Origin of the sequence: Burkholderia cepacia (genome assembly GCF_001718835.1) — a bacterium.
Classification (GTDB): domain Bacteria; phylum Pseudomonadota; class Gammaproteobacteria; order Burkholderiales; family Burkholderiaceae; genus Burkholderia; species Burkholderia cepacia_F.
Window position 1 is genome coordinate 2855832 of the sequence record NZ_CP013444.1, and the last position, 26013, is coordinate 2881844.

22 protein-coding genes are annotated in these 26013 nt (G+C 66.4%); 9 read left to right on the forward strand and 13 right to left on the reverse strand.

What is annotated here, in order from left to right; translation table 11 throughout:
• The first annotated feature begins 15 nt into the window (after nt 1-15).
• Nucleotides 16-198: a hypothetical protein gene (locus tag WT26_RS37840; protein WP_060169476.1), complete on the forward strand. Its 183-nt coding sequence runs from the start codon at nt 16-18 to the stop codon at nt 196-198.
• A 57-nt stretch (nt 199-255) separates the two neighbouring features.
• Nucleotides 256-780 (forward strand): hypothetical protein, encoded by a 525-nt coding sequence (locus WT26_RS32535; RefSeq protein WP_069271918.1) that lies wholly within the window; start codon nt 256-258, stop codon nt 778-780.
• Between the two features lie 241 nt (nt 781-1021).
• On the opposite strand, the gene WT26_RS32540 is transcribed toward WT26_RS32535, so the two are convergent.
• Together WT26_RS32540 and WT26_RS32545 are read right to left on the reverse strand one after the other, a co-directional pair.
• On the reverse strand, nt 1022-1507 hold the full coding sequence (locus WT26_RS32540; protein ID WP_069271642.1) for an OsmC family protein: 486 nt from the start codon (nt 1505-1507) through the stop codon (nt 1022-1024).
• Nucleotides 1508-1547: 40 nt separating this feature from the next.
• The gene (locus tag WT26_RS32545) at nt 1548-2480 is read right to left on the reverse strand and encodes a 2-hydroxyacid dehydrogenase (RefSeq protein ID WP_069274850.1); all 933 of its coding nucleotides are present in this window, start codon (nt 2478-2480) and stop codon (nt 1548-1550) included.
• A gap of 167 nt (nt 2481-2647) precedes the next feature.
• Between WT26_RS32545 and osmF the strand changes: the two genes are divergently transcribed.
• The 5 genes from osmF to WT26_RS32570 all read left to right on the forward strand — a co-directional run bounded on the left by osmF (nt 2648) and on the right by WT26_RS32570 (nt 7279).
• A complete protein-coding gene (gene osmF / locus WT26_RS32550; protein WP_069274851.1) occupies nt 2648-3574 on the forward strand; it encodes an ABC transporter substrate-binding protein in 927 nt (308 codons plus the stop codon).
• The gene (locus WT26_RS32555; protein ID WP_069274852.1) at nt 3571-4749 is read left to right on the forward strand and encodes an ABC transporter permease; all 1179 of its coding nucleotides are present in this window, start codon (nt 3571-3573) and stop codon (nt 4747-4749) included. The genes osmF and WT26_RS32555 overlap by 4 nt, the downstream gene beginning before the upstream one ends.
• Complete coding sequence (locus WT26_RS32560; protein WP_069274853.1) at nt 4746-5714, forward strand: ABC transporter ATP-binding protein; 969 nt, start codon at nt 4746-4748, stop codon at nt 5712-5714. The genes WT26_RS32555 and WT26_RS32560 overlap by 4 nt, the downstream gene beginning before the upstream one ends.
• Entirely contained in the window at nt 5711-6472 is a 762-nt protein-coding gene (locus tag WT26_RS32565; protein WP_069274854.1) for an ABC transporter permease, read from the forward strand. The genes WT26_RS32560 and WT26_RS32565 overlap by 4 nt, the downstream gene beginning before the upstream one ends.
• 150 nt (nt 6473-6622) lie before the next feature.
• Entirely contained in the window at nt 6623-7279 is a 657-nt protein-coding gene (locus tag WT26_RS32570) for a transglycosylase SLT domain-containing protein (protein ID WP_069274855.1), read from the forward strand.
• 24 nt (nt 7280-7303) lie between these two features.
• Here the strand turns inward: WT26_RS32570 and WT26_RS32575 are convergent, their stop codons facing one another.
• Both WT26_RS32575 and WT26_RS32580 read right to left on the reverse strand, forming a co-directional pair.
• The gene (locus WT26_RS32575; protein WP_069274856.1) at nt 7304-8455 is read right to left on the reverse strand and encodes a branched-chain amino acid ABC transporter substrate-binding protein; all 1152 of its coding nucleotides are present in this window, start codon (nt 8453-8455) and stop codon (nt 7304-7306) included.
• Nucleotides 8456-8569: 114 nt separating this feature from the next.
• Nucleotides 8570-9799, reverse strand: a complete 1230-nt coding sequence (locus WT26_RS32580) for an NAD(P)/FAD-dependent oxidoreductase (protein ID WP_069274857.1) — start codon at nt 9797-9799, stop codon at nt 8570-8572.
• A 230-nt stretch (nt 9800-10029) separates the two neighbouring features.
• Here WT26_RS32580 and WT26_RS32585 point away from each other — a divergent pair, with 230 nt between their 5' ends.
• Nucleotides 10030-11436 carry a PLP-dependent aminotransferase family protein gene (locus WT26_RS32585; protein WP_069274858.1) on the forward strand — a complete coding sequence of 469 codons (1407 nt, stop codon included), beginning with the start codon at nt 10030-10032 and terminating at the stop codon, nt 11434-11436.
• A 75-nt stretch (nt 11437-11511) separates the two neighbouring features.
• Here the strand turns inward: WT26_RS32585 and WT26_RS32590 are convergent, their stop codons facing one another.
• The 5 genes from WT26_RS32590 to WT26_RS32605 all read right to left on the reverse strand — a co-directional run bounded on the left by WT26_RS32590 (nt 11512) and on the right by WT26_RS32605 (nt 20208).
• On the reverse strand, nt 11512-12861 hold the full coding sequence (locus WT26_RS32590) for an IS4 family transposase (protein ID WP_069271651.1): 1350 nt from the start codon (nt 12859-12861) through the stop codon (nt 11512-11514).
• 313 nt (nt 12862-13174) lie between these two features.
• Nucleotides 13175-13594: a hypothetical protein gene (locus tag WT26_RS37845; RefSeq protein WP_155123276.1), complete on the reverse strand. Its 420-nt coding sequence runs from the start codon at nt 13592-13594 to the stop codon at nt 13175-13177.
• Nucleotides 13587-14756 (reverse strand): RHS repeat-associated core domain-containing protein, encoded by a 1170-nt coding sequence (locus tag WT26_RS38900; protein WP_080485800.1) that lies wholly within the window; start codon nt 14754-14756, stop codon nt 13587-13589. Before WT26_RS38900 ends, WT26_RS37845 begins: the two co-directional genes overlap by 8 nt.
• Nucleotides 14757-14831: 75 nt before the next feature.
• On the reverse strand, nt 14832-15305 hold the full coding sequence (locus WT26_RS32600) for a hypothetical protein (protein ID WP_069274859.1): 474 nt from the start codon (nt 15303-15305) through the stop codon (nt 14832-14834).
• Nucleotide 15306: 1 nt separating this feature from the next.
• Nucleotides 15307-20208 carry an RHS repeat-associated core domain-containing protein gene (locus WT26_RS32605; RefSeq protein ID WP_080485801.1) on the reverse strand — a complete coding sequence of 1634 codons (4902 nt, stop codon included), beginning with the start codon at nt 20206-20208 and terminating at the stop codon, nt 15307-15309.
• Nucleotides 20209-20722: 514 nt separating this feature from the next.
• On the opposite strand from WT26_RS32605, the gene WT26_RS32610 reads away from it, so the two are divergent.
• Entirely contained in the window at nt 20723-21559 is an 837-nt protein-coding gene (locus WT26_RS32610; protein WP_069274860.1) for a c-type cytochrome, read from the forward strand.
• A gap of 75 nt (nt 21560-21634) precedes the next feature.
• Here WT26_RS32610 and WT26_RS32615 read toward each other — a convergent pair whose 3' ends face one another.
• From WT26_RS32615 to WT26_RS32630, 4 genes are read right to left on the reverse strand one after another with little or no spacing between them, the layout of a single operon-like run.
• A complete protein-coding gene (locus WT26_RS32615; RefSeq protein WP_069274861.1) occupies nt 21635-22087 on the reverse strand; it encodes a dihydroneopterin aldolase in 453 nt (150 codons plus the stop codon).
• Entirely contained in the window at nt 22084-22716 is a 633-nt protein-coding gene (locus WT26_RS32620) for a sarcosine oxidase subunit gamma (RefSeq protein ID WP_059525106.1), read from the reverse strand. Before WT26_RS32620 ends, WT26_RS32615 begins: the two co-directional genes overlap by 4 nt.
• Nucleotides 22706-25717 carry a sarcosine oxidase subunit alpha family protein gene (locus WT26_RS32625; RefSeq protein ID WP_059525104.1) on the reverse strand — a complete coding sequence of 1004 codons (3012 nt, stop codon included), beginning with the start codon at nt 25715-25717 and terminating at the stop codon, nt 22706-22708. The genes WT26_RS32620 and WT26_RS32625 overlap by 11 nt, the downstream gene beginning before the upstream one ends.
• Entirely contained in the window at nt 25714-26013 is a 300-nt protein-coding gene (locus tag WT26_RS32630; RefSeq protein ID WP_027790629.1) for a sarcosine oxidase subunit delta, read from the reverse strand. The genes WT26_RS32625 and WT26_RS32630 overlap by 4 nt, the downstream gene beginning before the upstream one ends.

A 26013-nucleotide genomic window follows, 5' to 3' on the forward strand; every position in this document is an offset into this window, starting at 1 on the left:
GTCGGAGGAAAAACGATGGGCAACTTCCATTTGCGTTCGAATCTGTCCGCCCTGTTCGAGCGTTTCCATCGCAAGACAACCCAGGTCTCCCGCCAGGTCCGGCCGACGATGGCGCGCGCCTGTCACACGCTCGCCGAGCGCGCTGCCGGCGCCTGGTCGACGGTTCGGCGCGAAACAGCGCGGATGCGTCGACATTGATCGGACGGATTGATCGAGAGGCAGGATCGCTGGTGTGCAGTTTTCAAGGAGGTCGTCATGGAACTTCACATGCATTCGCATCATTTCGCGCGACGCATGCCGGACTGGCGCGCAGCCATAATCGGCGGGTGCGTGGCAGGCGTGGTTTTTCTCGCGATTGAAATGCTTGCCATGCAAGTGGCGGGGCGAAGCCTGTGGGACGCGCCAAGAATGATCGCGGCAATCGTCACCGGGCGGAATACGCTAGCGCATCCCGCCATGTTCGAACCGGACGTCATGCTAGTGGCGCTGGTGGTTGATTTCGCGCTGTCCATCCTCTTCGCCGTGATCCTCGCGGTGATCATCGCACCGTTCAGCCTGGATTCCAGCGTCGGGATGGCTTCGCTGGTGGGAGCCGTCTTTGGCGCCACGCTGTACGTGATCAACTTCTACGGGATGACGCGGTGGTTCCCCTGGTTTGCCGACGCCCGAAACTGGGCAAGCCTCTTCAGTCATGTCGTGTTCGGGCTAGTTGCGTCCGACACCTACCTGCAGCTGGAAGGAAAGAAGACGGGCACGGACGCAACGGATCGCGCGGCGTGAGGTGAAAGCAGTCGATAACCCATCAACGAGGCCGGACTTCTCGCAGGATGCGCATCGGCCCACTGCGGCAGCATGCTGCGGTGGCAGCTTCCCCGATCGGAGACCGGCCTCTCCTTGAGCCGCCCGGGAACGGCGCGCAGACTTGCGGCAGTTCAGGGCGGCGCTTGCCGAGCACGCCGAAGCGGAGCGCGAAAGGTCGGCACGGTGCTCTTTCTGCAGAAATTTCCCCTGCATGCGTCGCTCACTGCGCGCCGCGATGCTCCCACGTCCCTTCGACATCGATCACCGTGCGCACCGAGTTCGCGAGAAAGCACGCTTCGTGCGCGGCGTGATGCAGCGCCGTCACCTCGTCGTCCGTCGGCGCGCGCTCGCCGCCGAACGTCACGGCCGGCTTCAGCACGACGCGCGTCACCACCTCCTTGCCCGCGTCGTTCTTCGCCATCGTGCCTTCCGCCGCGTCGCGATAGCGCAGGACGACGAAGCGCCGCTGCGCGGCGATCGACAGAAACCACAGCATGTGACAGCTCGACAGCGCCGCGACGTACGCCTCCTCGGGATCGACCGCGGCGGGGTCCGAGAACGGCGTCCGCACCACATGCGGCGAGCTCGACGCGGGCACCGTCACGCCGCCGTCGAAACGCCATTCGTGCCGGCGGCTGTAGCGGTTGTCGGTGAACTTCTCGTCCGGTCCCGCCTGCCATTCGACTTCTGCGAAATACGTGGACATCGTGGTTCCTTCGTTGACCGAAAAAGCGTTCCCGTTCAGATCAGAGCGGCGTCAGCACGGGCTCGCCGGCGAAATGCCGCGCCGCGTTGTCGAGAAACTGCTGCACCGAGCGATCGAGTGCCTCCGGCGACCAGCCGCCCATGTGCGGCGTCAGCACGACGCTGTCGAGATCCGTCAGCACGCGCGGCGGTTCCGGTTCCCCTTCGTACACGTCGAGCCCCGCGCCCGCGATGCGCCCTTCGCGCAACGCGTCTGCCAAAGCAGCGGTATCGACAACACTGCCGCGCGATACGTTGACGAGAAAGCCGCCGGGGCCGAGCGCGTCGAGCACAGTGCGGTCGATCAAATGCCGCGTGCCCGCGCCGCCCGGCGTCGCGACGATCAGGAAATCGGCCCACTGCGCGAGCGCGTCGACGCGATCGAAATAGCGATACGGCGCGCCGTCCTTCGGCGCGCGGTTGTGATACCCGATCTCGATGTCGAAGCCGGCTGCGCGACGCGCGCACTTCTCGCCGATCTTGCCGAGCCCGACGATGCCGAGCTTCTTGCCCGACACGTTCGGCGGCATCGGCAGCCCGTCGCGCCAGATGCCCGCACGGGTCGCGTCGTCGAGCTGCACGATCCTGCGCACGGCCGCGAGCAGTAGCGCGAACGCGTGATCGGCCACGCAATCGTCGTTGGTGCCGGCGCCCGTCACGACCGTGACGCCGCGCGCCTTCGCATGCGCGACGTCGATGTGCTCGTAGCCCGCGCCGAGCGAGCCGACCAGGGTCAATGCAGGCATCCGGTCGATCTCGGCGCCGGTGAGCCCCGTGCTGCCGTTGGTCAGCACCGCGCGTATCGTGCCGCCGTATTCGGCGATCGCGCGTTCGCGTGCGTCGCCGCTCGGCGCATCGTGCACGTCGAACGACGCGGCGATCTCGCGGTGCGCGTCGCCGCGCAATGCGATGAGAACCAGCAACTCGGGCTTCATGATGGAATTCCGCATCGGCAGGGATGCGTGGCAGTGTATAGCAAGACGTCGGGCCATGCCCGGGATAACCCGCACGCGCAGCGGGTCGGGCGGTTTGCCAAAGCTGGCCCGGTCAAGTAAGTTTCGGCGTACGTCCCTTTCTCGTCATTCGCAGGAGGTTGGCCCCGATGAAGCATGCCCTGCCCGCCCGGATCCTGGGCCTCGCGTTCGCCGCCGCCGCCCTTGCGGCGCCCGCGGTGCACGCCGCCGACGCCGTCGTGGTGTCGTCGAAGATCGACACCGAAGGCAACCTGCTCGGCAACCTGATTTCGCAAGTGCTGAAGGCGCACGGCATCCCCGTCACCGAAAAGATCGCGCTCGGCACCACGCCGATCGTGCGCAAGGCGCTCACGAGCGGCGAGATCGACATCTATCCCGAATACACGGGCAACGCCGCGTTCTTCTTCAACAAGGCCGACGATCCTCTGTGGAAGAACGCGAGCCAGGGCTACGACGCCGCGAAGAAACTCGACTACGCGGCGAACCATCTCGTGTGGCTCGCCCCGGCGCCCGCGAACAACACGTGGGGCGTCGCGTTGCTCGCGCCCGTCGCGCAGTCGCAGCACCTGAAGACGTTCTCCGATTTCGGCAAGTGGGTCGCGGGCGGCGGCAAGGTGAAGCTCGCCGCGTCCGCCGAATTCGTGAACAGCGCGTCGGCGCTGCCGTCGTTCGAGAAAGCGTACGGCTTCAAGCTGAAGCCCGAGCAGCTCGTCGTGCTGTCGGGCGGCGATACGGCCGCGACGATCAAGGCCGCAGCGAACCAGACCGACGGCGTGAACGCGGCGATGGTGTACGGCACCGACGGCGGCATCGCGTCGAGCGGCCTCGCGGTGCTCGACGACGACAAGCACGTGCAGCCCGTCTACGCGCCGGCACCCGTGATCCGCGAAGCCGTTCTGAAAGCGCACCCGCAGATCGCCGACTACCTGAAACCGGTGTTCGCGAGCCTCGACCTGAAGACGCTGCAGTCGCTGAACGCGCGCATCCAGATCAACGGCGAGCCGGCCGCCGGCGTCGCGAAAAGCTACCTGAAAGCGAAGGGCTTCGTGAAATGACGGCGCGCGCGGCGGCACGCGCGCGACGCATCGCGATCGACAAGGTCGGCGTCCTCACCGGCGCGCTGACGATCGGCGCGGTGCTGTTCGCGCCGTTCGTCGTGCTGCGGCCGAACCGGATCGCGGCGGGCGCCGGCTTGCCGGTGTTCGGCTCGCTGCCGGCCGCGCAGGCCGCCGCGCTAGCCGCGCTGTGGATCGTCGGCGCGCTGTGGGCGATGACGGCGAGCCGCCCCGCATCGCGCCTCGCCGCGGGCTGCGGCCTGCTCGCGACGCTCGGCTACGCGGCCGGCGCGGCCGCGGCGCACCTGGTTGCGCCGGAAGACGCGCTCGCGCGCGTGTCGCCCGACGCGGGCGTCTGGCTGCTGCTGTTCGCGTGGGCCGTGCTCGTCGCGGACGCGCTCGCACGCCTCGCATTCGGGCCGTGGCGGCGCCTCGCCGCGCTCGCCGTCGCGATTGCCGCGATCTCGGTGCCGCTCGCGAGCGGCTGGTGGGACGGCCTCTCCGTGATGCGCGAATACGCGGTGCGCAGCGACGATTTCTGGCGCGAGGCCGTGCGGCACGTCGCGCTGGCCGGCGGCTCGGTCGCGGCCGCCTTCGTCGCGGGCGTGCCGCTCGGCATCGCCTGCGCGCGCATCGCGGCCGTGCGCGCGGCGCTGCTGCCGGTCCTCAATGTCGTGCAGACGATCCCCAGCATCGCGATGTACGGGCTGATGATGGCCCCGCTCGGCCTGCTCGCCGCACACGTGCCGCTCGCGGCTGCGCTCGGCATCCGCGGCATCGGCGTCGCGCCGGCCGTGCTCGCGCTGTTCCTGTATTCGCTGCTGCCGATCGCGTCGAGTGTCGTGGTCGGGCTCGGGCAAGTGCCGCCGCACGTGACCGAAGCCGCGCGTGCGATGGGCATGACGCGCGCTCAGCGGCTGCTGCGCGTCGACCTCGTGCTCGCGCTGCCGGTGATCCTGAGCGGCGTGCGCATCGTGCTCGTGCAGAACATCGGGCTGACCGCGGTCGCCGCGCTGATCGGCGGCGGCGGGTTCGGCACCTTCATCTTCCAGGGGATCGGGCAATCGGCCGCCGATCTCGTGCTGCTCGGCGCGATCCCGACGATCGCGCTCGCGCTGGTGGCCGCCGTCATATTCGAAGCCGCGACCACGCTCGCGAAGGGGCGTACAGGATGATCGAGATCGAACGTGCGGGCAAACGCTTCGGCGATGTCGTCGCCGTCGACGACGTCTCGCTGACGATGCAGCGCGGCACGATCACCGCGCTCGTCGGTGCATCGGGCAGCGGCAAGTCGACGCTGCTGCGCATGATCAACCGGCTGATCGCGCCCACCAGCGGCACGATCCGCATCGACGGCGTCGATACGGCGACCGTCGCGCCCGAACAGCTTCGGCGCGGCATCGGCTACGCGATCCAGGGGCATGGGCTGTTTCCGCACTGGAGCGTCGCGCGCAACATCGCGACCGTGCCGCGCCTGCTCGGCTGGCCGGCCGCGCGCATCGACGCGCGCGTGAACGAGCTGCTCGACCTGTTCCATCTCGCGCCGGCCGAGTTCGCGGACAAGCTGCCGCACGAACTGTCGGGAGGCCAGCAGCAGCGTGTCGGCGTCGCGCGCGCGCTCGCGGCCGAGCCCGCGATGCTGCTGATGGACGAGCCGTTCGGCGCGCTCGATCCGATCATCCGCGGCAAGGCGCAGGACGACCTGTTCGCGCTGCAGCGCCGCCTCGGCATCACGGTCGTGATCGTCACGCACGATATCGAGGAAGCGCTGAAGCTCGGCGACACGATCGCGGTGATGGACGGCGGGCGGCTGCTGCAGGTCGCGCCGCCGGCCGAGATTCTCGGCAAGCCGGCGGCCGGCGTCGTCGAGCAGCTCGTCGCGGGCGTCGACCGGCCGCTGCGCCTGCTCGCGCTGACGCCGATCGGCGACGTGGCCGAGCCCGGCGTCGCAAACGGTCCGCCGATCGACGCGACGCGCACGCTGCGCGATGCGGTGTCGGAACTGCTGTGGCGCGGGGTCGATGCGCTGCCGGTCGCGGACGACGACGGGAACCCGTCCCCGCACGCGGCCGGTGCCGGCCTCGGCGCGCGCCGTATCACGCTCGATGCGATCCGCGCGCACGCCAGGCAGCCCGCATGACGATGCGGCCCGCGGCAATCGCTCCGCGCAATCTCGCGCCCGCCGCCGCACGCGTGGCCGCGCTCGCGCTGCTGCTCGTGCTGCTGGTGCGGCCGATGTGGCTGCAGGGCCTTTTCGCACCGTTCGCGGACAACGGCGCGCCCGTCATCTACGATCGCGCGAGCCTGCTCGACCTGACACTCGCGCATCTCGGCACGGTCGCGCTGTCGAGCCTGATCGGCACGCTGCTCGCGATCGCCGCGGGCATCGCGGTGACGCGGCCGTGGGGCGCGGATTTCCTGCCGGTGGCGCGCAGCGTCGTCGACATCGGCCAGACCTTCCCGCCCGTCGCGGTGCTCGCGCTCGCGGTGCCGGCCGTCGGCTTCGGCTTGAAGCCCGTGCTGATCGCGCTCGTGCTGTACGGCCTCCTGCCCGTGTTCGAAAGCACGATTGCGGGGCTCGAGGACGTGTCGCGCGATGTCGTCGACGCCGCGCGCGGGATGGGGATGAGCGGCTGGCAGCAACTGGTGTCGGTCGAGCTGCCGCTCGCGTTCCCGGTGATCGTCAACGGTATCCGGCTCGCGGTCGTGATCAATCTCGGCACCGCGACGATCGGCTCGACGGTCGCCGCGCGCGGCCTCGGCGACGTGATCATCGCGGGCCTGCAGACGTCGAATACCGCGTTCGTGCTGCAGGGCGGCGTGATCGTCGGGCTGCTTGCGGTGCTCGTCAGCGATGCGATCGGCGCGATCGCCGGGATGATGGGGCCGCGTGCGTAGTCGCGGCGCGCCGTGAAGCATGCGCTTCATGCGGACTCCGATACGTGTCCGGGCAACAACCTACATCCGGCTTTCATCCACGCGCGGTTTGCGGACAATCGCGACAATTGGCCGATATACTATGCGCCTCCCGTTTCCACCACCCTGACCATGCGACGGTTTTTCTGGCTGATCGTGTTCTTGCTCGGCAGTGCGCAATACGCGTCGGCGCAGCAGATGCCTGCGCAACCGTTGCCTGCGCAACCTGCGTCCGCGCCTGCCGCCGCCGCGTCCGACGCCTCCGCGCCGCTCGCCGCCAACCAGCCCAACGAGGAAAACCGCCGCATCACGTCCTACCTGACGAAGAAATTCGGCGTTGCCAGGGAAAAGGCCACGAAGCTCGCGGACATCGTGAGCGTCACTGCGACGAAATATTCGCTGCCTCCCGCACTCGTTTACGCCATCATCTCGATCGAATCGCGCTTCCAGGAAAAGGCGCGCGGCCAGCACGGCGCGACCGGACTGATGCAGGTCGTGCCGTCCGCACACCGCGGCATGCTGCGTAACGTGAAGGACCTGACCGAACCGAATGCGAACGTCAACGCGGGCTCGGCGATCCTGTCCGGCTATGTGAAGGCCGCCGGCGGCGACATCGGCGCCGCGCTGAAAAGCTACGGCGGCTCGCACGCGTATGCGTCGAAGGTGCTGCAACGCGTCGAGTCGTTCCGCTTCGTGCTCGAGCCGCGCGACGATGCGAACGCGGGCATGATGCCGGTGAGCGCGCCGGCGTCGGACGTTCGGGCGGTGTCGGTGCGGGATTCCCGTTGACGCAGCACCGCCGCGGCCACGCGCTCAGCTCCCCGAGCCGCCCACCGTGCGGATGCTGTGCCACTGCCCCTGTTCGACGCGGAACAGCGTATACGGCGGCTTGATCAGGTCGCCGCGCTCGTCGAACGAGATCTTCCCGGTCACGCCGGTGACCGATACGCCGGGCAGGCTCGCGACGATCCTGCCGCGATCGAGCGAATCGGCCTTGCGTACCGCCGCGATCATCGCGAGCGCCGCGTCGTACGAGAACGGCGCATAGAGCTCGACATCCTGGTTGAAGCGTGCCTTGTAGCGCTGTGCGAACGCGACGGCGGACGGCAGCTTGTCGAGCGCCGGCCCCGGTTCGAGATCCTGCGTGCCTTCGCCCGAGGTGCCGGCGATCTTCAGGAATGCATTGCTTTTCAATGCGCCGGCGCCGAACAGCTGCGCGCGGATGCCGAGCGAGCGCATCTGCTTGACGAGCATCGCGCCCTGTTCGTCGAGGCCGCCGAAGAACAGCAGGTCGACGTTGTTGCTCTTCATCGTCGTCAGGATCGCGCGGAAATCGACGGCCTTGTCGTTCGTGTATTCGCGCGACACGATGCTGCCGTGCGCATCCTTCACGCCCTTCTCGAACGCATCGGCGAGACCCTGGCCGAACGCGGTGCGATCGTCGATGATGCCGATCCGTTTCGCCTTCAACTGCTCGACCGCGAAACGGCCGGCCACCACGCCGCCGACACCGTCGTGCCCCATCGTGCGGAACACGTTCCTGAAGCCTTGCATCGTCAGCTGCGGATTGGTCGAGCCGGGCGTGATCATCGCGACGTTCGCCTGCTTGTAGACGGCCGACGCGGGAATGCTGCAGCCCGAGTTGTAGTGACCGATCACGCCGACCACGCCGTCGTCGACGAGCTTCTGCGCGACCTGGATCGCGATGCGCGGATCGGCCTGGTCGTCCTGCACGTCGAGCACGAAGCGCACGGGCTTGCCGCCCACGGTCGGATGTTTCGCGTTTTCTTCGTCGAGCGCGAGTTGCGCGCCGTATTGCAGATCCTTGCCGACGCGCGCGACGGGCCCCGTCAGCGGGCCGGCGAAGCCGATCTTGACGGCCTGCGCATCCGCACCCTGCGCGGACGTGACGGCCGTGCCGATCGAGCAGACGGCCAGCCAAGCCAGCCAGTTACGACGATTCATGATGCCTCCTTGCGGTGATTGAAGTCGCGGGTTGCCGTCCTTGCGATCAGCCGCTTCGATCGCGACGCCTCGAAGCTGTATAGGGGACCGGGGGGCCGGCCATCCGGGGCCGCGTCAGAATCGCGCGGCCCGGTACGGTGCGAGGTCCAGCGGCGGTGCGCGCTGGGCGACGAGGTCGGCGACGATTTGCCCGGTGATGCCGGCGAGCGTCACGCCGAGATGCTGATGGCCGAATGCATGGATCACGCGCGCGCTGCGCCGCGCGCGGCCGATCACGGGCACGCCGTCCGGCAGCGTCGGCCGGAAGCCGAGCCAGCTGCGCGTCGGTGCGCCGAGCGACGGCACGGCTTCGCGCGCGGAACGCGTGAGCAGCGCGACGAGCGCCGGGTTCTTGTCCGCGCGAAACCCGCCCAGCTCGACGGTGCCGGCCGCGCGCAGCCCTTCGTCGAGCGGCGTCATGTAGAAGCCGCGCTCGGCCCAGCCGACCGGCCGCGAGACGATCGGCTCGTGCGCGCCGAATTGCACGTGATAGCCGCGCTCGGTATCGAGCGGCACGCGGTCGCCGCACGACGCCGCGAACGGCGCGGAACGCGCGCCCGCCGCGATCACGACATGGTCGAACGTCCGCGTCGCGCCGCCGGCCAGCAGCCGCACGCCGTCGCCCGCCGGCGCGACGTGCTCGACGTTCGTGCGCTCCAGCGTCACGCCGCCCGCCGCCAGATGCGCGAACAGCGCGCCAAGAAAGCCGTGCGGATCGGAGAAGTGCCAGCTTCCGACGAACAGCACGCCGCGCGTGAAGATCGGCGCGAGTGCGGGCTCGAGCCGGCGGATCGCGCTCGCGTCGAGCGTCTCGAACGGCACGCCGAGCCGGCGCCGCAGCGCGAGCGACGGCTGCGCGGCGTCGAACGACGCCTGCCGCGCATACAGGTACAGGCATTCGCGCGGCCGCACGAATGCGGCAAGCCTTGGCGCGTCGAGCAGCGGCGCATAGCCGTCGCGGGCGAGCGCGAGCAGCGCGGCCAGTGCGCCCGCGCTGCGCAGGTGGCGCGCCGGCAGCGACGCGATCAGGAAGCGGGCCAGCCACGGCGCGCCGTGCAGCAGGTACGGCCAGCGGATGCGCAGCGGGCTGTCGCGCCCGCACAGGTAGTGCGGGATCGCGCCGAACACCGACGGATTGTTCACCGGCACGCAGCCGTACGGCGCGAACGTCGCGGCATTGCCGAACGACGCGCCCTGGCCGATGCCGGCCGGGTCGAACAGCGTCACGCGATGCCCGTCGCGCTGCAGCCATGCCGCCGCACCGAGCCCGATGAAGCCTGCACCCACGATGGCGACATTCGCCATGACCGCCCTCCTTCAGGACCCAAAAAGCATACAAAGATGGAATCTAGAATCACACATTGCATTTTTGTGTGCAATCAAAATTGCATTGTGTGGGACCGGTGTTTACCCGATCCGATTCGCGCGTAAATGTCTGATTTTTATGATGCTGTTTGACGTCCCGGGGGTGTCGGATACAATCGCTGCAGGCAAACGCATCAGACAAACGCTTTTTGTGTGGTCACGGGCGACAAATGGCATCAGACAAACATTCCGACACGCGCGGCAACGGCACGCCGGTGAAGCGGCCGACCTACGTCGAGGTATCGAGCTCGATCGAGGAGGAAATCCGCAGCGGCATGTATCCGCCGGGCAGCCGCCTGCCGCCGCAGCGCCAGCTCGCGACCGAGCTCGGCATCAACGTGTCGACCGTGTCCCGGGCGTACAAGGAATTGCAGCTGCGCGGCCTCGTGATCGGCAGCAAACGGCGCGGCTCGCTCGTCACCGGCGGCGCGATGCCGAGCATCGAGCCGGCCCGCGCGTCGCTCGCGGCGGGCAACGGTGTGATCGACCTGACGGTGAACCGCCCGGCCACCGGCGAGTTTCTCGCGAGCCTCGCGCAGACGTTCGGCACGCTGCCGAATGACCCGCGTTTCGCCGCCCTCCAGGAATACCAGCCGCCGCAGGGCCCCGACTGGGCGCGCGCCGCCGGCGCGCAGTGGCTCGCCGCGCCGGGCTTCGTGCCGTCGCGCGACCAGGTGGTCGTCACGAGCGGCGCGCAGCACGGGCTGTACGCGGTGCTGAACAGCCTGATCGGCACCGACGGCGTGATCGTGGCCGACCGTCTCACGTATTACGGGCTCAAGGCGCTCGCACCGGTGTTCCAGTTCGAGATCGTCAGCGCGCCGGCCGACGACGACGGCCTGCTGCCCGACGAGATCGAGCGGATCTGCCAGCGCATGCCGGTCAAGGCGATCTTCGTCGTGCCGAACCTGCAGAACCCGACCGTCACGACGATGAGCCTCGCGCGCCGGATGGCGCTCGTCGACATCGCGCGCCGCCATCACGTGACGATCATCGAGGACGACGTGTACGGCCCGCTCGTGCGCGACCGGCTGCCGGCGATCGCGGGGCTGTGCCCCGAGCTGACGTTTCATATCGGCGCGACGTCGAAGATCCTCGCGCCGGGGCTGCGCCTCGGCTACCTGAGCTGCCCGCGCGACAGCGTCGCACTGTGCGCGGAGGCGGTGCGCACGACCGCATGGATGCCGGCCCCCACGTCGATGCTGATCGCGACCATGTGGATCGAGGACGGCACCGCCGAGCGGATCATGGGCGCGCAACTCGCGGAGATCCGCGCGCGCGTCGATCTCGCGCGGGAGCTGCTGCCGGCCGGGCAGCTGAAATCCGACCCGGCGTGCATGTTCGTGTGGCTGCGCCTGCCGCCGCCGTGGCGCGCCGACGACTTCGCCGCGAACGCGAAGGCGCGCGGCGTGATCGTGATGCCGTCGTCGACGTTCGCGGTCGATCGCGCGGAGATCGAGCACGGCGTGCGCATCAACCTCGCGTGTCCGGCTTCGCGCGACGAACTCGTCAACGGGCTGCGGATTCTCGCCGGCACGCTGAAGGACCGGCCGCGCGCGCTGTTCGGTTCGATTTGAGGGGGACGACGTATGGAATTCGGCGCTGGAGCACGACTAATTGCACGTGATCGAAGGGCCGCATACGGCATTCCATTACACACAAGTCTGCTGCTCAAGCTCGCGCGCGTATGTGATGCCGGCAGCAAAATCCACCACTCGCTGCATGCCTAGCCAGATGGTTTTGACGCCAGGCTCGCCGTCGCCTTTGCGGGCGAGGAAGCCGCCGAGCCTGGCGACGAGCCGTACCACTTCGTTTAGCCGCGGCGGTTTGTCGGGTGGGGCCTTCTTGTTGAGGATGAAGGCGGCCCTCCATTCATCGGGCTCGAATAGCAGTCCGGCATCGAGGTCCGGGCACGTTCGACCTAACCGCATGAGACGAGCAATGCGCCACGCCACCACCATGAACACCACCAGCGCCCGCTCGATGCGCTCGATCGTGCTCAGTTGTAGCGCCTCGACTCGGCAACCGTTCTTCAGCACATGAAAGAAGGTTTCCACCTCCCAGCGGGCGCGGTACCAATCGATCAGCCGTGCAGCCTCGGTCATATCCGGCACGTCGCGATTGGTCAGCAAGCGCCATTCGATCGGCGTCACCCCGGCGGGCGCGTCAATCTCGCGCGCAACAAGGCAATTGATCGACACCACACCGCCCTGGCCATCGGGCACGTCGATCCGACGACTCCAGATTTGCTGCTGAACCTCCCGCGTCTTCTGTCGCTGGCGACCATGCAAGGTGAAGCGGATTTCACCGAGCGGCTCAGCTTGCGTGGCGTGATCCCAGAGCCTTTGACCCTCGGGCAACACGCGATTGTGCTGGGCGCGAATCAGCCAGTCGGCCGGGTAACCCAAATCGCGCGCTTTGGCCATCAGCTCGACAATGTCCGACTCCCGGTCCGCGACATACACCAACCGTGTGCCGGGCAGATCCACCGCCTGCTCGGCCACCCGTTCGTATCCCTCGATCCAGCGCGTGCTTTCCTTGATACCGCCCCGCTTGCCTCGGGCGTCCTTGCGCTCACGCGACCACATCCAGGCATTGAGCACGCCCAACGGTTCACGCTGTGGCGTGACCGCGTAGGTCGCATGAACGTACATGCCGCGCTGGGCTTCATACGACAACGGCCCCAGTCCAGCGATCTCCTGCCCGTTAAAGTTCAGCTCGGTCGTGTCATCCAGGCACAGCACCACCTCGCATGCCCGCATCCGCTCGGTCGCGCTCTGCCAGTGCGGCTCCATGACGTCGGTCCATTCCAGCTTGTCCTGCGCGAAGAACCGATAAGCCGCCGCCGTCTCAGCCCAGCCGCCGCACGCCAGCGGAATGCTCGCCGTCGGATTGCCCGACAGTTGCTCGGCCAGCAGGATCGCCCGCCGGTTCAGCCGCTTGTCGCCCAGATCGATGCCCTTGAATTCCATTGCTGCCCAGCTCTCCGTTGCTCGTGCCATTCGCGTGCCGCGCAAAAAGCAAGAGTAAACGGCAAGCCGCGACAGTTTACAAGCCGCTCACGCCGACTTGTGTGTAATGGAATGGATCATAGTACCGATGCCGGTTATAAGCAAACCCGGTCTCTTCATCGAACTACTGCCCCTGAAACCATAGAGAATTTCTGGAAGTAATTCCCGTGGCCCTTGCACTTGAAACTAGAGTCTAAGCAGACGCCCTGTGCTTGTGCCTTTATACAGGCGTCACTCGACTTCAATGAATCTATAACATGCCACACCACATCAGAATCGTCAAACACCAATTTATATTCGCGACTCATGATCCACGAGTCAGCTCCGGAATATAAATATCATTTCGCTCCAATATACACATTACCTCATCCAAAAACCTCAATGGAAGATCTGTCTTTTCCCCATAAAGATCGATAATTCCGACCTCCACTACACTATCAACCAAATTTGAAAATTCAATCAAATCCTCGCTAGACAGCATGCCTTTAATGCCATCCGGTATTGGATCCCCTCGCCCGTTTAGATCAAGCAATGCGCCTTGCGAATCCCATTCCGCCAAACTTCGACTGGAAGCCATCGAATCCAGATGATCCAACAAGGCGTCAATAGCAGGATGAGAAATCCCCTTAGATTCGCAATACCGTCTCAAGCACAAAGATGCATAGAGCTGTTTATCTTCTGAAGAACAACTCGCCAATTTTTTAAGCAGATCGGTTCTATTCATGATGACCACATCGCTGAATCAAATTCATATTAAATTTCTTGAGCAATGGATTACATACGGAGCACGGCGTCTTGTCCGTTCCATGAACTCCACTTGTACTATTTTTACCACGCACGTTGGCAACAGATATCGTTGCACCATCCAAATCGACTCCCTTGTTTCTTGCTCTAGCTATCGCATTCACCTCGGCACATTGAGCATCGAACTCATTCGGCTGAATATCCTTCAAAGCACCCTGGACCTCCGGATTGGTAACGCCCCCCTGGTTTCGCCCGATCACGACGCGCCCATCCTTGGAAACAATCACAGCAACGGTATTCGGTCGCTGCGATGCCTGCAAACTTTGCGCTTTATCTGCAAGCCTGCCTGCGGGCGTACCACTCAAGCCGAGAGGATCAACCCACTGTACTGGATTTGGTGCGTATCGATAGACATTGATCCCGCCGGCCAATCCGATCGGATCTTTCGACACGAAGCGTCCTGATTGCGGATCATAGTACCGATGCCGGTTGTAATGCAGCACCGTCTCGTCATCATGGTACTGCCCCGGGAACCGGATCGGGTTCCCCGCTTCATGGCGTTCCGGCTGCGGCTGCCAGACGGTCTTCTCCCCACCCCACGCCCGGTACCGGCCTAGCCACACCACTTTCCCCGACTCGTCCAGCAGTTCCTGCGGCGTCCCCAGATGATCGTTCTGGTAAAACAGCGTCGCACGCCGCGTCTTCGCCGGCACCTGCACGAACCGGCCATCCGTCCCCGTCGCAATGAACGCCGCCTCCACCAGCGTCTCGTCCAGCCGCGCCAGCGGCACGAACGTGCCGGGTTCGTGCAGATAGAGCGACGCGCCTTGCCACTGATGCCGCTCGCTCAGCGTATGCATCCGCTGCGCCACCGGCAGCGCGTCCGCGTCGTCCGGATCCTCGCGCACGATCTGCACCGGGCGGAAGGTCAACGGCTCACGTTCGCCCGGCTGCCGCGGCGGCAGGTGGAAACGCTCCTCCATCAGCAGCACGTCGCCGTCCCACGTGAACACCGTCCGGTCGAGGCTGCCGTCCGGTCGTCCCGCCTCCTTCAGTGTGCGCCGCCCGAACGAGCCGTACTCGAATGACCTTATCTCACCGAGGTGGTCGCTCTGATTGAACACCGTATAGTGCAGCTGCAATTGAACAAAGGGAGCCTGACTATTACTGTCGAGTAGAAATATATAGAATCGAGCCTACATCTCTATATTTTTAATTCACATATCAAGGTAATCGCAACCCGCCTCCCTTATATCTGGGTCGATATTGTTGGCAGCCTTTCGTGCTATTTTTTTCATTAAGTCGCGATCTACTTGACGACAAACTTCCAGTAGACATCTATATTCCTCGTACCCCCCACTCCTCAAAATCTCCTCGACCTGATTCTCAATATGAGCCATAACCCAATCGCGCGGAAGATCGTTTATTATATTTCGATAATCCTCCGTAAATCCATTTACAAAACTAGCAATGCGCATCAATTGAGGAAAGAAATATGTCCTCTCGCAATTCGGAAGCAGCCTGATCAGTTCCAAAGCCCCCGACCTGAACCTTGACTCATTAATCGAGATGGCATTAAAAATTAGCTCCCTCTCGGAAATCAATAAACGCACCAACTCATTCGGTGATTCGATCTTGCCCTGACATCTCCGCTCCAAGTCTTCCCAAGCCTCTAAATTGAAATTTTTCATCTCACTTCTTACCTGCCCGTATCCACGGTAGTGATTTAAATTTTTCAATGAAAGTTGTGCCCTTCATTTTTTTCTTTGGACAAATGGTGTGGTGTGTTTCTGCGTGCTTCCCGCCAACCTCCTTACCGTCTGCTACCACGTCAATTCCATCTGGAAGTTCCGTTCCAGTCGGGATCTTGTAGTACACCCCAGAAACAGGGGCCATATTGGGATCGCCAAACGTCGATGCGCCGTCCTTGATTGTTGGGCCGACCATTCCTTCCGCGTTCGCGGTTAAGTCTCCCGATTCTCCAAGTGGCCTGTTCACTCCGGCGATACGTGGATCTCGCGGACCACTTGCGTTTCCGAACGCATACAGGTCACACGTTGTCTTGGCCAGTCCCAGCGGGTCGATCCACTGAATCGGACTAAGCGCGTACTGATAAACGTTGATGCCGCCAGCGAACCCGATCGGGTCCTTGCTAACGAAGCGGCCCGACGTCGGATCGTAGTACCGATGCCGGTTGTAATGCAGCCCCGTCTCGTCATCATGGTACTGCCCCTGGAACCGGACCGGGTTCCCCGCTTCATGGCGTTCCGGCTGCGGCTGCCAAACGGTTTTCTCCGCCCCCCACGCCCGGTACCGGCCCAGCCACACCACGTTCCCCGACTCGTCCAGCAGCTCCTGCGGCGTCCCCAGATGATCGTTCTGATAAAACAGCGTCGCATGCCGCGTCTTCGCCGGCACCTGCACGAACCGGCCATCCGTCCCCGTCGCAATGAACGCCGCCTCCACCAGCGTCTCGTCCAGCCGCGCCAGCGGCACGAACGTGCCGGGTTCGTGCAGATAGAGCGACGCGCCTTGCCACTGATGCCGCTCGCTCAGCGTATGCATCCGCTGCGCCACCGGCAGCGCGTCCGCGTCGTCCGGATCCTCGCGCACGATCTGCACCGGGCGGAAGGTCAACGGCTCACGTTCGCCCGGCTGCCGCGGCGGCAGGTGGAAACGCTCCTCCATCAGCAGCACGTCGCCGGTCCACGTGAACACCGTCCGGTCGAGGCTGCCGTCCGGCCGTCCCGTCTCCTTCAGCGTGCGCCGCCCGAACGCGTCGTATTCGAAGCGCACCTGCAAGGCCGGCCGCACCGTGCCCGGGATGAACGCGGTGCCGTCCTGCGTCCGCTCGAGCCGGTCGATCTCGTTCGCCGCCGGCGGTTTCGCGTAGCGATCGGCCCGCTTCAGCCGGTTCGCCGCATCGTAGGCGTACAGCCACGTCACGCCGCCCGGCTCGGTTTTGCGGATCAGGTTGCCGTGCGCATCATGGTCGTAGCGGGTACGGTTCAGCGCCTTCAGCACGTTGCCCACGCACTTCGGCAGCGCACGTTCCCACTCGATCAGCTTCCAGTATTCCGCCGCCTCCTGTTTGCGTCGCTCGAAGTGGGCCCGCGGTTCTTCCTGGCCCGGATGCGCGCGCCGCCATTCCGCATCTCGCCCGGCGGCCCGGCCGTGCCGCGCCGTCATCTCGTCCAGCGTTTCCTCGGTCGGGCGCGGCGTCAGCTGCTCCGAGTCCACCGGATTGCCCGCCGGATCGAACGCAAAGACTTCCTTCAGATCCGGCGTCACCGCCTTCAGCAGCCGTCCGACCGGGTCGTACGTGTAGTCCGTCGCCCCCCGCGTGCGATCCTCGATGCGCGTCAGGTGGCCCGCCGCGTCGTATCGGTACTGCCGTGCGGCGATCCAGTCCGTCGGCAGCGCGCGCGCATCGCGGCGCACGATCATCCGCTGCAGCCGCCCGGCCGGGTCGTATTCGCGCTTCTGCTCGAAACTGCGGTGACGGCGGGTGATCTCGCGATGCAGCTTGTCGCGCTCGAAGTCGACCAGCGGCTGGCCGTCCAGCAGCACCCCGTGCACGTGGCCCGAGCCGTAGCGCAGCCAGTCGATCGTGCGCGTATTCGGCAACTGCGTGCGGATCCGGTTGCCGAGCGCGTCGTATTCGTGCCGCGTCACCGCCGTGTAGGCGACGCCCGTGTCCGGGCAGTGGGTCTGCTCTTCGGCGATCAGGTTGTCGGCATCGTCGTAATGGAGCCGGACCTTGCTGCCATGGCCCTGCGCGGTCGTCAGCCGGCCTCGCGCGTCGTAATAGAAGTGCTCGGCAACCCGGCCGCGGCCATCCGGTCCTTCGATCTCGCGCCGCGTGAGCCGCCCGAGCGGGTCGCGCGTGTAGGTCGTGTTGACGTCGTCTTGCTGCGAGCCGGCCAGCCGCCCCGCCTCATCCCACCGGTAGCGGGTCGTGCTGCCGTCGAAATCCGTCTGTTCGATCAGCTGCCCCAGCGGGTCGTAGCGGAACCGGGTCTGCTCCTGGTTCTCGTTGGTCAGCGCGGTCAGCCGCCACTGCCGGTCGTACGCATACGTCAGCTGCCGTCCCGCCGCATCCTGGCGCCACGTCGGCTGCCGACGCGCGTTGAACGCGTATTCCGTCACCTGGTCCGCGCCGTCCCGGTAGGTGCGCAGGTTGCCTGCGCCGTCCCACGTGAAGCGCTCCTCGACGTCGTCCGGATGCGTGACGCTGATGACTTGCCCCCGCGCGTCGCAGCGGTAGCGCGTCGCGTGGCCTTCGGCATCGGTGACGCGTGACAGGTGGCCGCGCTCGTCGTAGCCGTAGCGCGTCGCGTGGCCGGAACAGTCGGTCGACTCGACGAGCCGCCCCGCGTTGTCGTGGCGGAAGCGCCTCACGCCGCCTGTCGGGTCGGTCAGCGACAGCAGGCGGCCGTTGCCGCTCCAGGTGTAGCGCGTGGTCCGGCCGGTAGCGTCCGTCGCCGACATCGGCCGGCCGAGCGAGTCGTAGTCGGTCTGCGTGACACGACCATCCGGCGCCGTGACCTGGATCGGCAAGCCGTCCGCGTTGTATTCGGTGCGCGTCGTGTTGCCGAGCGCGTCCGTTTCGGCGATAAGGCGCCCCTGCGCGTCGTAGTCGAAGCGCTGCGTGTGGCCCAGGGCGTTTTGGGTGCCGACGAGACGGTGGTGTGCGTCCCATTCGAATCCGTCCGTCGAACCATCCGCGTATTCGACCAGCACGATCCGGTTGTGATAGTCGTAGCGGTGAATCGTCGCGTGGCCGTCGGCATCGGTGACCTTCGTGTACCAGTGCTCGCGGTGGTACTCGAAATGCGTCTCGTCCTGCATGTGCGGCCCGTCGTCGCCGAGCCAGGTGCGCACGCACTGCGCGTCGGCCGGCGCGGGCAGGCCGGCGCGCTGGCCCGGCCAGTCCCATTCCAGATTGGCAGCGTTGCCGTTGAAGTCCGTGTAGCGCGTGAGCAGGTGCTGCTGGTACGCATACGTGCGCCGGAATCCCAGCATGTCGACGTGGCTGGTCAGGTCGCCTGCCGCGTCGTAGGTGTAGCGGGCGAGCGCTTCCCGGGCGAGGCCCGGCACGCCCGTGCGGTAGATCGCCACGACTCGTCCGTCGACGTAGTCGAGGCGGATCGTGTTCTCCGCACCGTCGCTGAGCGTGGCAAGTTCGCCGGCTTCGTTGTACGAGAAGGTCAGGCCGAGGCCGTCGCGGCCCTGGCGGGAGACGAGGCGATAGCGCGCATGCGTCACCGTGCCGTGCCGTTCGTAATCCTCCCGACTGCCGTCGGGATAGGTCAGCTGAATGTGCCGGCTGTCCGGACGCGTGACGGTGAACTGCTCGGTCGGCACCTCGACTGATTCGCCCACGCTCACCGGCGGCAGCGGCACCGCGCGGTTGTCGGGATCGAAGAACGTCAGGAGGCCGTCCCGTTCTTCGAGCGACAGGTGATACGGGCTGCTCCAGCGTGCGCCGAGCGGACTCGCGTCGTACGCCGCGAGGCTCGACCGGTAGCGCCGTGTCCACACGATCGGCACGATTCCGTCGAGCACGAAGTCCGTCTGCTCGAGGTTCTCGTCGCCCATCGCGTAGTTGACCGGCTTCGCGCTCGCGGTGGGCGGGCACCCGCAGCCGTCCTTCGCCGGCAGCGGGCTCGGCTGCGCGCCTTTCTGCGTCGAATCGCGATGCGCGCCGCGCTTCTGGTGCGGCGCCCGCATCGTGCCCGGCGTGGCCTGCGCGACATGCGACGGCACCCTGCGCGCGCGCCGCGCCTTGATCTCCGCGGTGATCTGCGCGGCCATGAACAGCAGGCTGCCGGCCTGCGCCACGTCGCCGAACGCCGCGTCGAGCATCGGCCCCGTGTTGCGGTCGAATTCGTCGAGCCACGCGACGATCGCGTCGCGCTGACCGGACAGCTTGAGCAACTGATCGATCCCGTGCAGCGCGATGGTCTCGGTCGACGGCACCCAGGACAGGAATCCGCTGTTCTTCTGGATGCGCCCCATCTGCTCCGCGGCCGAGACCGGATTGATCACGAAGCGCCGCACCGTCCGCGACGCGTCGCGCACGCCCTTGACGATGTCGTTCTTCCATCGCTTCAGGTGCGCATCCAGATCGGCCATGAATGCGATCACGTCGCCGCCGGCCGTGGCCCAGAACAGCTCGACCAGCGCCGCCGCGCCCGCGCCCTTCGCGAACGCGAGCAACACCTCCTTGACGACCGCGCGGGCGGGTCGGGTCGCATTGCCCGCCGCGGGCACGACCCCGATCGCGTCGATCGCGAGGATGCTCCAGCTGAGGACCTTCTTCGCGCCGCCGGGCTCGCTGCAGATCCGGTAGATGTCGACGCCGACGTCGTAGAGCGACATCGCGTTGCCGACGACCGGCAGCAGGTACAGGCACTGGACGAAGATCTCGAGGCCGTGGTTCGTCACCGATTCGGCGCGGGCGGCGGCCACCTTCGGCGAGGTCGCGGGCGCGGGAACCGGGCTGACGATCACGCGCCGGGCTTCGGCGTTCTGCTGGAGGGCTTGGGGAATCGGGCGCTGCGGGGGGCGAAGGGCTTCGGGGCCGGCCATGGGTTGTCCTGTTCTCTCAGCATTCGATTTTTTGCGGAAGCTGAAGGGATAACGGATGGCTGAACGCACGTCCAGCAAACGGCAACGGTCCGCAACAATGTTCGTGAACGAACTTGCGTGGGACCGTGAAAACCTGCGGTGTTTATTTCGTACAAGCGCTTTTTTTAGTTTGCGTACTGAAGCACGTACGAATAGCGGCTACCGTTGTCTGCTCGAAAGGACCTATGGCTTCGATGAGCAAAGGATCTCAAGGTGCTTGAAGCCATGAAAATTCGAGAAAAGCGGCGCTGCCGCCGTATTGGTGTCCGTACGCAGCCACAACGCAACGTTCGCCCAAGCACTTCACCCTGACTCCCAATACCGGCCCGCATCGGTTCGCGACCGCTCCCTGCCGACGACGCACTCCGCACTGCATGATCCGTCCGTCCCACCGGATAAACTGTCGGCCGATCCCCCCAGCGATTGCGGCGCGCCTGCCCCCACCGTCGCAAAAATGACAACCAACGGAGAGCAAATGCTCAAACGCGCGATCTTTTCGCTCCTGCTGCTGACGATCTGCGTGATCGGACGTCACGCGGCTGCCCAGTCCACGCTCGAGCTCACGACGGACGGCAAGACCCGCACGCTCACCTCGCAGGCGTTGCTGGCGCGCCCGGATGCGGCGGAGATCCATGTCCCGCACGATGTCGCCTACGGCAGGCCGATGACGTTCCGCGCGGTGCCGTTCGCCAGCCTGCTCGACGGCGCGGCCCTGCCTGCGGACAGCGTGCTCGAGACGCGCGCGGCCGACGGCTTCGCCGCGCAACTGCCGATGGACCTCGCGCGCAATCGCGACGCCGCGCGCGCCGTTGCATGGCTCGCGGTGGAGGACCCCGCGCACCCGTGGCCGAAGCTGCCGCGCAAGCCGGTCAGCGCCGGGCCGTTCTACCTGATCTGGGTCGGCAAGGAAGCGTCGTCCGTCCGCAACGAGCAGTGGCCTTTCCAGATCGTGCGTCTCGCGATGCAACAGTCGCCCGTCGCGCGCTGGCCGGCCCTCGCCGTCGATCCGGCGCTGCCGGCAACCGATCCGGCCCGCGCGGGGCAGCATCTGTTCGTCACGCAATGCCTCGCCTGCCACCGGCTCGACGGCGCGGGCAGCGCGGACACCGGCCCCGACCTGAACACGCCGATGAACCCGGTCGACTACTTCCAGCCGGCCGCGCTGCGCCGCTACATTCGCAATCCGGCATCGGTTCGGAACTGGCCCGGGCGTGCCATGCCGCCGTTCTCGCCGGATCAGCTGAGCGATCAGGAGATCGATCGGATCATTGCGTATCTCGGGTATATGGCACGACGCAAGGCGGGAAGGTAGGACGCACGGGCGCCATTCGCCTATGCAAGTCGAATGGCCGCTTGTCGGGTAGAAAAGGCATCTACCCGGCCAAGCCTATCCGGCCGAGCCGACCCGCCCCGCCGCCCCCGTCCACCGCAAATAATCCCCGCGCGTCCAGTCGAGCGACACGCCGACGCGCTTCGTGCCGGGCCGGATCTTCGGCTTGTACACCGACAGCGTCAGCGACTCCAGCGCCGGCCATTCGCGGAACGACAGCACCGCGATGTCGGCGACGAGCGTCTCCAGCAGCCGCGTATGCGGCTTGTGCGACAGGAACGCGGCAAGTCGCGCGCAATAACCGTCGTAATCGATCCACTCGCCCTGCTCGCTCGGCTCGCAGCGGTAGCCGAGCCGCGCATCGATCACGATCGGCTGCGGCGCTTCATGCTCGTGCGCATGAATGCCGATCCGCGCGGGCACCTTCAGTTCGTCGACGAACACGCTCCAGCCGCGCCCGCGCAGGCGCGGCGCGTCGATCGCCACGAACGGTTCGTCGAACGGCTTCATGATGCGAGCGGCGCGGCCGCGTCGAGCATGATGCGCACGAAATAGTCGGCGAAGCTGCGGCGCAGCACGATCTCGAACGCATCGTCACCGGTCGGAACCAGCACGATCGACGTCTTGAAGTAGTGCGACTGCGCGCACTGGCCCGGCTTGAACACGCGCGGATGGAGATCGAGCGGGCAGCCGCGTGCGAGCACGTCGCGCACACGTTCGCCGCTGATCTCGACGACGGTATAACCGCTGCCGACGTCGACGGCCGCCGCATACGAACCCTGCACGGCCTCCGCGAGCTGCGCCTCCAGCACGCCGGCCTGCACGGGCCCGTGCGAGCGCACGAGCCACTCGTCGGGGCCGAGCCACAGCACGTCGTACTCGGCGCCGCGGGCCACCGTGTTCGGCGCCGCCGGCGGCCGGCAGCCGACCACGCGCTCGAACGCGGCGACGAACGCCGGATCGCCCAACTCGCCGCGCACGTTCACGAGATCGAGGAACGGCCGCTCGCGCAGCGTGAATTTCTTCGAAGCGCGCGCCTGGTGCGGCTTCAGCACGTCGGCCGCGCCGACGAACGGCGACTCGAGCGTCACGCCGCCCGCGCCCGCCACCTGCGTCTGGTTTCTGGTTTCATTCCACATGCTGGCGCACCCCTTCGGTATCGTAGAAAACCGGGCTCGAGATCTTCGCGGTGATGCGCTTGCCGTTGGCCAGCGGAATCACGACGCTCTCGCCCATCTTGTTCAGGCCGCCCTTCACCACCGCGAGCGCGATCGAGCGCTTCAGGATCGGGCTGTAGTAGCTCGACGTCACGTGGCCGATCATCGGCGTCGGATCGACCGCCGACACCTGCGTGTCCTTCGCGACGATCTGCGCGCCTTCCGGCAGCACGAACTGCTCGTCTTCGGTCAGCAGGCCGACGAACTGCTTGCGGCCTTCCTTCGCGGTGTCCGAGCGCGCGAGCGAACGCTTGCCGAGGAAGTCCTTCGACTTCGCGACGAGCCCGCCCATCCCGAGGTCGTACGGCGTGACCGACCCGTCGGTGTCCTGGCCGACGATGATGTAGCCCTTCTCCGCACGCAGCACGTGCATCGTTTCGGTGCCGTACGGCGTGATGTCGAACTCCGCACCGGCCGCCATCAGCGCTTCCCATACCGCGCGGCCCGCGTTGGCCGGCACGTTCACTTCATAGGCGAGTTCGCCGGAGAAGCTGATCCGCATCACGCGCGCCTTCGCGCCCGCGACGGTGCCGTTCCGGTAGCTCATGAACGGGAACGCTTCGTTGCCGAAGTCGATGTCCTGGCACACCTTCTGCACGACCTTGCGGCTCTTCGGGCCGACCACCGCGAACGTCGCCCAGTGATCGGTGACCGACGACAGCCGCACCTTCATGTCGGGCCATTCGGTCTGCAGCCAGCGTTCGAGCCACGTGAGCACGCGCGCCGCGCCGCCCGTCGTGGTCGTCATCATGAAATGCTGGTCGGCGAGGCGCACCGTCACGCCGTCGTCGAACACCATCCCGTTCTCGTCGAGCATCAGCCCGTAGCGGCACTTGCCCACTTCGAGCTTGTTCCACGGGTTCGTGTACATCCAGTTCAGCAGCTTCACCGCGTCCGGCCCCTGGATGTCGATCTTGCCGAGCGTCGATGCGTCGAGGATGCCGACGCTGTTGCGCACCGCGAGGCATTCGCGCTTCACGGCCGCGTGGAGATCCTCGCCGTTCTTCGGGAAGTACCACGGCCGCTTCCAGTTGCCGACGTCCTCGAACAGCGCGCCGTGCTCCACGTGCCACTCGTGCACGCAGGTCTTGCGGATCGGGTCGAGGAAATCGCCGAGCTCGCGGCCCGCGAACGTACCGAACGACACGGGCGTGTAGTTCGGGCGGAACGTGGTCGTGCCCGTTTCCGGAATCGACTTGCCGAGCGCCCCCGCGAGGATCGCCATCCCGTTGATGTTGCCGAGCTTGCCCTGGTCGGTGCCGAAGCCCATCGCCGTATAGCGCTTCACGTGCTCGACCGATTCGAAGCCTTCGCGCGCGGCAAGCAGGATGTCGGCGGCCGACACGTCGTTCTGGAAATCGACGAACTGCTTCGGCCCGCGCGCCGCGGCCTCGCGGCTGCCGACGAGCCACAGCGGCTGCAGTGCACCTTCGACGGTTTCCGCGACCTGCGGCGCGACCGGGCGCTGCGCGGCCGTGAAGCCCGCGGCCTTCGCCGCTTCCACGCCCGCATCGACCGCGAGCCGCAGCGCGCGCGCCAGGCCGAATTCGCCGGCCGCCGCGCCGATGCTCGCTTCCGCCTGCACGGGCTTGCCCGGCAGGAAGCACGCCTTCTCGTCGCTCCAGCACGCCTTGCCGCCCGACTGCGCGAACAGGTGCAGCACGGGGCTGAAGCCGCCCGACATCGCGACGAGGTCGCACGGCAGCGTCTGCAGCTTGCCGCCCACCTGGCCGTTCGTGCTGGACGCGACGTCGACCGACGATACGCGCCACTTGCCCGATGCGGCCGTCACGACGGCGCCGCTCAACACCGTCACGCCCTGCCGCTTCGCCGCGGCCGGCAGCGCGCCGTTCGACGACGGACGCGAATCGACGACCGTCACCTTCGCGCCGCACGCCTTCAGGTCGAGCGCGGTCTGGTACGCACGATCGTTGTTCGTGAACACGACCGCGTTGCGGCCCGGCAGCACGCCGAAGCGATGCACGTAGGTGGACACCGCGCCGGCGAGCATCACGCCCGGCAGGTCGTTGTTGCCGAACACGATCGGACGCTCGTGCGCGCCGGTCGCGAGGATCACGCGCTTCGCGCGAACTTTCCACAGCAGCTCGCGCGTGCCCTTGCGCATCGACACGGGCAGGTGATCGGTCAGGCGCTGCGTGACCGTCACGAGGTTGTGGTCCTGGTAACCGAACGCGGTGCTGCGCGACAGGATCGTCACGTCGGGCAGCTTGCGCAGCTCGGCCTCGATCTTCTCGACCCACTGCAACGCGGGCTTCGCGTCGATTTCCGCCCGGCACGACAGCAGGCTGCCGCCGAGCTCGCGCTGGTCGTCGACGAGGATCACGCGCGCGCCGGCCGTGGCCGCCGCATGCGCGGCCGCGAGCCCCGACGGGCCGCCGCCGACGACGAGCACGTCGCAATGCGCATAGCACTTGTCGTAGCGATCGGCGTCGAGCGCTTCCGGCGCCTTGCCGAGGCCGGCCGCTTCGCGGATCTTCTCCTCGTACTTCGGCCACATCTTGCGCGGCCACATGAAGGTCTTGTAGTAGAAGCCGGCCGGCAGGAAGCGCGACAGCTTCTGGTTGATCGCGTACTTGTCGTTCTCGAGCGTCGGCTCGGCGTTCACGCTCGATGCGACGAGCCCCTGGTACAGCTCGATCTCGGTCGCGCGCGCGTTCGGCACCGTGTACGGGCCGGACTCGAGCTGCACGACGGCATTCGGTTCCGCGACGTCCGCCGTCACGATCCCGCGCGGGCGGTGGTACTTGAAGCTGCGCGCGACGAAGTGCACGCCGTTCGCGAGCAGCGCGGACGCGAGCGTGTCGCCCTGGAAGCCCTGATACGTGCGGCCGTTGAACGTGAACGTCAACGGAATCGCGCGATTGATGCGGCCACCGGTGCCGAGGCGGTCTTTCTGGCTCATTTGCTCGTGCCCTCTTCGTGTGCGTTGCCGGCAGCGTCGCCACCGAACTTTTCGTAGCCCTTGATATCGTAGGTCACCGTGTCGCGCGTGGCCTTGAACCAGCGGCGGCAGCCCTGTGCATGCAGCCATTGCTCCTTGTGCAGCCCGCGCTTGTTCTCGCGCATGAACACGTATTCGCCCCATTCGCGGTCGGTCATGTTCTCGTTGTTCACGGGGCGCACGATGTCGGCTTCACCGCCGCACGAGAACTCGGATTCGGCGCGCGGCCCGCACCACGGACATTCGATCAGCAACAT